General features: G+C 72.0%; 7 protein-coding genes and 1 pseudogene. 6 read left to right on the top strand and 2 right to left on the bottom strand.

Annotated elements, in window-relative coordinates; all coding sequences use genetic code 11:
- From AE652_RS31000 to AE652_RS30985, 4 genes are all read left to right on the top strand, one after another.
- Window positions 1-864 (top strand): sensor histidine kinase KdpD (locus AE652_RS31000; RefSeq protein WP_234348602.1); only part of this gene is annotated, 864 nt, incomplete at its 5' end.
- Between the two features lie 152 nt (window positions 865-1,016).
- Window positions 1,017-1,697: a response regulator gene (locus tag AE652_RS30995; RefSeq protein WP_049657530.1), complete on the top strand. Its 681-nt coding sequence runs from the start codon at window positions 1,017-1,019 to the stop codon at window positions 1,695-1,697.
- 65 nt (window positions 1,698-1,762) lie between these two features.
- Window positions 1,763-2,170, top strand: coding sequence for an OB-fold nucleic acid binding domain-containing protein (locus AE652_RS30990; RefSeq protein WP_049657528.1), 408 nt, complete (start codon window positions 1,763-1,765; stop codon window positions 2,168-2,170).
- Between the two features lie 2 nt (window positions 2,171-2,172).
- Window positions 2,173-2,898, top strand: coding sequence for a DUF3159 domain-containing protein (locus AE652_RS30985; RefSeq protein ID WP_234348601.1), 726 nt, complete (start codon window positions 2,173-2,175; stop codon window positions 2,896-2,898).
- Window positions 2,899-2,981: 83 nt separating this feature from the next.
- Here AE652_RS30985 and AE652_RS30980 read toward each other — a convergent pair whose 3' ends face one another.
- Window positions 2,982-3,653: a TrkA family potassium uptake protein gene (locus tag AE652_RS30980; RefSeq protein ID WP_049657526.1), complete on the bottom strand. Its 672-nt coding sequence runs from the start codon at window positions 3,651-3,653 to the stop codon at window positions 2,982-2,984.
- Window positions 3,653-4,321: a TrkA family potassium uptake protein gene (locus tag AE652_RS30975; RefSeq protein ID WP_049657525.1), complete on the bottom strand. Its 669-nt coding sequence runs from the start codon at window positions 4,319-4,321 to the stop codon at window positions 3,653-3,655. Before AE652_RS30975 ends, AE652_RS30980 begins: the two co-directional genes overlap by 1 nt.
- Window positions 4,322-4,569: 248 nt before the next feature.
- Between AE652_RS30975 and AE652_RS30970 the strand changes: the two genes are divergently transcribed.
- Together AE652_RS30970 and AE652_RS30965 are read left to right on the top strand one after the other, a co-directional pair.
- Window positions 4,570-6,645 (top strand): APC family permease, encoded by a 2,076-nt coding sequence (locus AE652_RS30970; RefSeq protein WP_049657522.1) that lies wholly within the window; start codon window positions 4,570-4,572, stop codon window positions 6,643-6,645.
- Window positions 6,642-7,089 (top strand): annotated as a pseudogene (locus tag AE652_RS30965) (hypothetical protein); the annotation flags it as partial. The gene AE652_RS30970 and the pseudogene AE652_RS30965, both read left to right, overlap by 4 nt.

Raw genomic sequence — 7,089 nt, 5'->3', positions numbered from 1 at the left:
CGGGTGCTGCCCGGGGCGGACCGGCGCCTGCTCGGCGCGTTCGCCGCCCAGGCCGCCGTGGTGCTGGAGCGCCGCCGGCTGGCCCGGGAGGCCGCCGAGGCCCGCCGGGAGGCCGAGGGCAACCGGATCCGGACGGCTCTGCTGGCCGCCGTCTCGCACGACCTGCGCACCCCGTTGGCGGGCATCAAGGCCTCGGTGAGCTCGCTGCGCTCGGCCGACGTCGACTGGGCCCCGGAGGACGAGGCCGAGCTGCTGGCCGGCATCGAGGCCGGGGCCGACCGGCTGGACCACCTGATCAACAACCTGCTCGACATGAGCCGCCTGCAGACCGGGACCGTCACCCCGCTGATCCAGGAGACCGACCTGGACGAGGTGGTGCCGTTCGCGCTCGGCGGGGTGCCGCTGGAGTCCGTCCGGCTGGAGGTCCCGGAGACGCTGCCGATGGTCCGGGCCGACGGCGGGCTGCTGGAGCGCTCGCTGGCCAACCTGGTGGAGAACGCCGTCAAGTACAGCCCGGACGGGGTCAGGGTGTTGGTCAAGGCCGACGAGCTGCGGCAGCCGGGGCGGCCGACCCGGGTCGAGCTGCGGATCGTGGACCGCGGCCCGGGGGTGCCCGAGGACGCCAAGGAGCGGATCTTCGCGCCGTTCCAGCGCTACGGGGACGCGCCGCGCGGAGCCGGGGTGGGCCTCGGACTCGCGGTGGCGCGCGGCTTCGTCGAGGCGATGGACGGTACCGTCACCGCCGAGGACACCCCGGGCGGCGGACTCACCATGGTCGTCAGCCTGCCCGTGGTCGAACGGCCGCCCGAACCGGGGGAGCGGGGCGGCGAGGGTGGCGGCCCGCTCCCGGACCTGATCACCTGAGAACCGGCGGCGCACCGGCCGGGCCGTCGCTCCTCCGGGGGCCGGCGCGCCTCCCAGGCCGTACGCCGCACAGCACGTCGCACGTCGCACCGAACGTCGTAGAGCAGTCCCCAGTCCGTAAGTCAGACAGCCCTGAAAGGCGGAGCCCGTAAATGACCCGGGTCCTCGTCGTGGACGACGAACCGCAGATCGTCCGCGCGCTGGTGATCAACCTCAAGGCCCGCAAGTACGAGGTGGACGCGGCCCATGACGGCGCGAGCGCCCTGGAGCTGGCCGCGGCCCGCCATCCGGACGTGGTCGTCCTCGACCTGGGCCTGCCCGACATGGACGGGGTCGAGGTGATCCGCGGCCTGCGCGGCTGGACCCGGGTGCCGATCATCGTGCTGTCGGCCCGGCACGCCTCGGACGAGAAGGTCGAGGCGCTGGACGCGGGCGCCGACGACTACGTCACCAAGCCGTTCGGCATGGACGAGCTGCTCGCCCGGATGCGGGCCGCCGTGCGGCGGGCCGAGCCGGTGGCCGGGGAGGCCGACTCGCTGGTCGTCACCGAGTCCTTCACCGTCGACCTCGCGGCCAAGAAGGTCAACCGGGACGGCGCCGACGTACGCCTCACGCCGACCGAGTGGCACCTGCTGGAGGTACTGGTCCGCAACGCCGGGCGGCTGGTCAGCCAGACCCAGCTGCTCCAGGAGGTCTGGGGCCCGGCCTACCGCACCGAGACCAACTACCTGCGGGTCTACCTCGCCCAGCTGCGCCGCAAGCTGGAGCGCGACCCCTCGCACCCGCGCCACTTCATCACCGAACCGGGCATGGGGTACCGCTTCGAGAGCTGACCGCGACCGCCCCCGGCGGTCGCGCGGCCTGCCGCCGGGGGGCCGGAACCCGGTACCCTTCCGACATGAGTGGTGACAACAGCAGCGGCCCGCCGCAGGGGCGGTTCCGCCGCATGCTCAGCCGGCTGACCTCCTCGGCCGAGGAACTGGACGCCGAGGAGCTGCGTCAGGAGATCGCCGCGGAGTCCGGCTGCACGCCGATCGCCGGCTGCGGGGACCGCGAGCTGGTCACCGTCGCGGGCACGCTGCGCACGGTGACGCTCCGCCCGAGGGCGGGGGTGCCCGCCCTGGAGGCCGAACTCTTCGACGGTACCGAGGCGCTGGACGTGGTCTGGCTCGGCCGCCGCTCGATCGCCGGGATAGAGCCCGGCCGCCGGCTGGTCGCCAGCGGCCGGATCAGTCACGCACGCGGGCGCCGCGTGCTGTTCAACCCCCGCTATGAGCTGCGTCCGGTCGGACACGGGAGCGAATGAGCGTGAGCAACCAGCCCGGCGGCGAGGCCGCCGCCCAGCTCGACCTGGCGGTCGACCCCGCGGACGCGGAGGCCGCCCGCAGGGCCGCCTCCAAGGAGGCGGCCGACACCGTGCTCCAGGCCTTCGGCGGCGTGCGCGGCATGATCGACATGACGCTGCCGGGCCTGGTCTTCATCGTCACCTACAACCTGACCCACCAGGTCAGCACCTCGGCCTGGGCCGCGCTGGGCCTGAGCGCCCTGTTCGTGGTGGCCCGGCTGGCGAAGCGGCAGACCATCCAGCACGCCTTCAGCGGGGTGTTCGGGGTCGCGCTCGGCGCCTGGATCTCGATGAAGAGCGGCAAGGCCGAGGACTTCTACCTGCCCGGCCTGCTCTGGAACGTCGGCTACTGCGTCGCCCTGGCGACCTCCGCCCTGGCGCGCTGGCCGATGATCGGGGTGATGCTCGGCCCGATCACCGGCGAGATGTTCACCTGGCGCAAGGAGAACCCGGGCCGGCTGGCCGCCTACACCAAGGCGACCTGGGCCTGGGTGCTGATCATGGGCGCCAAGCCGGTGATCCTCTTCCCGCTGTACTTCACCCACAACGTCAACCTGCTGGGCTGGCTGAAGGTCGCCCTCGGCATCCCGCCGCTGCTGCTGGCGATGTACGTGACCTGGCAGATCCTGCTGAAGGCGCCGCCGCCGATCAAGGCGCAGCTGGACGAGGAGGAGGAGCCGGCGAAGTAGCCGCCTCCCGCCCGTCCCGAACGACGGAGAAGGGCCCGTACCCCGAGGGGTGCGGGCCCTTCTCCGTGTCGCGCGCTCCGGGGCTACTGGGCGCCCGAGATGGCCGAGAGGAGCTCTTCCAGCTCCTCCTCGCGCTCCTGCGCGGCGACGAAGAGCAGTTCGTCGCCGCCCTCCAGGGTGTCGTCCTTGCCCGGCACCAGCACCCTGCCCTCGCGGATGATGGTCACCAGCGCGGTGTCCTGCGGCCAGGCCACGTCGCCGACCCGGGTGCCGACCAGCTCGGTGTCGGAGGCCAGGGTCAGCTCGACCAGGTTGGCGTTGCCCTGGCTGAAGCGCATCAGGCGGACCAGGTCGCCGACGCTGACCGCCTCCTCGACCAGCGCGGACATCAGCCGCGGGGTGGAGACGGCGACGTCCACGCCCCAGGACTCGTTGAAGAGCCACTCGTTCTTGGGGTTGTTCACCCGGGCGACCACCCGCGGCACCGCGTACTCGGTCTTGGCGAGCAGCGAGACGACCAGGTTGACCTTGTCGTCACCGGTCGCGGCGATCACCACGTGGCAGCGCTGGAGCGCGGCCTCGTCCAGCGAGGTGATCTCGCAGGCGTCGGCCAGCAGCCACTCCGCCATCGGGACCCGCTCCACCGAGATGGAGTTCGGGTTCTTGTCTATCAGCAGGACCTCGTGGCCGTTCTCCAGCAGCTCGCCCGCGATCGAGCGGCCCACGGCTCCGGCCCCGGCAATGGCGACCCGCATCAGTGACCCTCCTCCTTCGGCCCCTGCGCGAACGCGGCCTCGACGGCCGTCAGGTCGGCCCGGCGCAGCATCACGTGCACCAGGTCGCCCTCCTGCACCACCATCTGCGGCGAGGGGAGCACCCCCTCGCCGAGCCGGGTGACGAACGCCACCCGGGTGCCGGAGGCCTCCTCCAGCTCGCCGATCCGGTGGCCGATCCAGCGCGGGTCGTACGCGACCTCGGCGAGCTGGACGCCACCGCTCGGGTCCTGCCACAGCGGCTCGGCGCCGCTCGGCAGCAGCCGGCGCAGCATCTGGTCGGCGGTCCAGCGGACCGTCGCCACGGTGGGGATGCCCAGGCGCTGGTACACCTCGGCGCGGCGGGGGTCGTAGATCCGGGCGGCGACGTTCTCGACGCCGAAGTTCTCCCGGGCCACCCGCGCGGCGATGATGTTGGAGTTGTCACCGCTGGAGACCGCGGCGAAGGCGCCGGCCTCCTCGATGCCCGCCTCGCGCAGGGTGTCCTGGTCGAAGCCGACGCCGGTCACCCGGCGCCCGTTGAAGCCGGCGCCCAGCCGACGGAACGCGGTCGGGTCCTGGTCGACCACGGCCACCGAGTGGCCCTGTTTCTCCAGGGCTCTGGCGAGGGCGGAGCCCACGCGGCCGCAGCCCATGATGACGATGTGCACCGGCGCTTACCTCACCCGTCCCGAAGGGGTCTTGACCTGCGCAAACACCGTTCAGCTCCGTTTCCCGCCCGGTCGTCCGGGACGAGGTTCCTCGTGGGGGCGCCGACCCGGCAACGCTCGACAACCAGAGTGTTGCCCGCCGACTCGTATCCGACACGCTAGCCGGTCCACCGAACGCAGTCGCGACGAAGGGGGGGACAAACGGCGGAGCCTTGACCGGGGAGCCCCTACGATTCCTTAACGTGCCTATGCCGACTGACCTTCCGAAACGCATCCTGATCGGGCGCGCCCTACGCAGCGACAAGCTGGGCGAGACGCTTCTGCCCAAGCGGCTCGCGCTGCCCGTGTTCGCCTCGGACGCGCTCTCCTCGGTCGCGTACGCCCCCGAGGAGATCCTGCTCACCCTCTCCATCGCGGGCGCCTCGGCGATCCACTTCTCCTGGCAGATCGGCGTCGTCGTGGCGATCGTGATGCTCGCCGTGGTCGCCTCGTACCGGCAGAACGTCCACGCCTACCCCAGCGGCGGCGGCGACTACGAGGTCGCGACCGTCAACCACGGGCCGGCCGCCGGTCTGGTGGTCGCCAGCGCGCTGATGGTCGACTACGTGCTCACCGTGGCCGTGTCGACCACCTCGGGCGTCGCCAACGTCGTCTCCGCGGTGCCCTCGCTGCGCGGTCACGAGGCGGTCCTGTCGGTGGTCGTGGTCGTCCTGCTGATGGGCATGAACCTGCGCGGTGTGCGCGAGTCCGGAAGCGCCTTCGCCGTTCCCACCTACGCCTTCATGGTCGGCGTGATCGGGATGGTCGGCTACGGCGTCTTCCGGCACTTCGCGCTCGGCCAGGACATGCCCGCGGAGAGCTCCGGGTTCCACCTCGCCGCCACCCCCGGCAACGACTCGCTGACCGGTTTCGCGATGGTGTTCCTGCTGCTGAAGTCCTTCTCCTCCGGCTGTGCCGCGCTGACCGGTGTGGAGGCGATCTCCAACGGCGTGCCGGCCTTCCGCAAGCCGAAGAGCAAGAACGCCGCCACCACGCTGCTGATGATGGCGAGCATCGCCGTCGTGATGTTCATGGGCATCATCTGGCTGGCCCGGCTGACCGGTGTCCAGATGGCCGAGAACCCGGCCGAGCAGCTCGTCGGCTCCTCGCCCGGCTACCACCAGAAGACCGCGCTGGCGCAGATCAGCGAGGCCGTGTTCAACAACTTCACGCCCGGCTTCTATTTCGTCGCCGGCGTCACCGGCCTGATCCTGGTGCTCGCCGCCAACACCGCCTTCAACGGCTTCCCGGTGCTCGGCTCGATCCTCGCCCAGGACCGCTACCTGCCGCGCCAGCTGCACACCCGCGGCGACCGGCTGGCCTTCTCCAACGGCATCATCCTGCTGGCGATCGCCGCGATCCTGCTGATCCTCGCCTTCGACGCCGACCCGACCCGGCTGATCCAGCTCTACATCGTCGGCGTCTTCGTCGCCTTCAACATGAGCCAGTCCGGCATGATCCGGCACTGGACCCGGCTGCTGCGCACCGAGACCGACCCGGCCAAGCGCCGCCACATGCAGCGCAGCCGGGCGATCAACGCCTTCGGCCTGGTGATGACCATGGCCGTGCTGATCGTCGTACTGGTCACCAAGATCGGCCACGCCTGGATCGCGATCGCCGCGATGGCCGTGCTGTTCGTGATGATGAAGGGCATCCGGCGCCACTACGACCGGGTCTCCGACGAGCTCATCGCCGCCGAGGAGCCGGACGACGTGGTGCTGCCCACCCGGGTGCACGCCATCGTGCTGGTCTCCAAGCTGCACAAGCCGGCGCTGCGCGCCCTGGCGTACGCCCGGCTGGCCCGGGCCCACACGCTGGAGGCGGTCACGGTCAACGTCGACCCGGCGGACACGGCGGCGCTGCGGCGGGAGTGGGACGAGCGCGGCATCGAGGTGCCGCTCAAGGTGCTGGACTCGCCGTACCGCGAGATCACCGGGCCGGTCCTGGACTACGTGAAGAACCTGCGGCGCAGCAGCCCGCGGGACGTGGTCTCGGTCTACATCCCGGAGTACGTGGTCGGCCACTGGTACGAGCACCTGCTGCACAACCAGAGCGCGCTGCGGCTCAAGGGGCGGCTGCTGTTCAAGCCCGGTGTGATGGTCACCTCGGTACCGTGGCAGCTGGAGTCCTCCGAGCGGCGCAAGCCGCAGAAGGCCTGGTCGGCGCCGGGCGCCGTCCGGCGTGGCGAGCCTCGGGCGCCGAAGGCCGTAAAGTCGAAGGATTCCGTCTCCACCGGTACGAACGCCGGTGACAGCCCCGACCGCAGCAAGGACTCCTCCCAGTGACCCGCAACACTCCGCCCCGTTCCTCGGGCTCCTCCGGCGCCTCCGGCAAGGGCGCCCGCCGGGGCGGCTCCAAGCCCGGTCAGGTCTCCCGGCCGCGTTGGGGCCGGCCGTCCCGTCCGGAGGCCACCGACCGCGACGGCCTCACCGCGAGCACCGCGCCGTTCGTCCCGGGCGAGCGGGAGGACCGGGGGCCCGCCGAGCCGGTGGCCGGGAAGGGCGCTGCGGCGAAGGGTGCCGCGGGCAAGGGCGCTGCGGCCAAGGGCTCCGCGGCGAAGGGTGCCGCGGCCAAGGGCTCCGCCAAGGGATCCGGCAAGGACGCGCCCAAGGGTGCGGGCAAGGACGCCGGCCAAGGCGCCGGTCAGGGTGCGCCGAAGGGCGCCGCCGGGGCCGACCGGAAGGCGCCGCGCAAGCAGGCGGTGCGGCCGCCCAAGGCGCTGCGCACCG

Source organism: Kitasatospora sp. MY 5-36 (genome assembly GCF_001182915.1).
Lineage (GTDB): Bacteria > Actinomycetota > Actinomycetes > Streptomycetales > Streptomycetaceae > Kitasatospora.
Note: the sequence above shows the minus strand (reverse complement) of the source record. Positions and strands in the feature narration are given on the sequence as shown.

Bases quoted from the DNA above. Each gene is read 5' to 3' on its own strand.
- AE652_RS30970 (WP_049657522.1), top strand. From the start codon at position 4,570: ATGCCGACTGACCTTCCGAAACGCATCCTGATCGGGCGCGCCCTACGC.
- AE652_RS30980 (WP_049657526.1), bottom strand. From the start codon at position 3,653: ATGCGGGTCGCCATTGCCGGGGCCGGAGCCGTGGGCCGCTCGATCGCG.
- AE652_RS30995 (WP_049657530.1), top strand. From the start codon at position 1,017: ATGACCCGGGTCCTCGTCGTGGACGACGAACCGCAGATCGTCCGCGCG.
- AE652_RS30990 (WP_049657528.1), top strand. From the start codon at position 1,763: ATGAGTGGTGACAACAGCAGCGGCCCGCCGCAGGGGCGGTTCCGCCGC.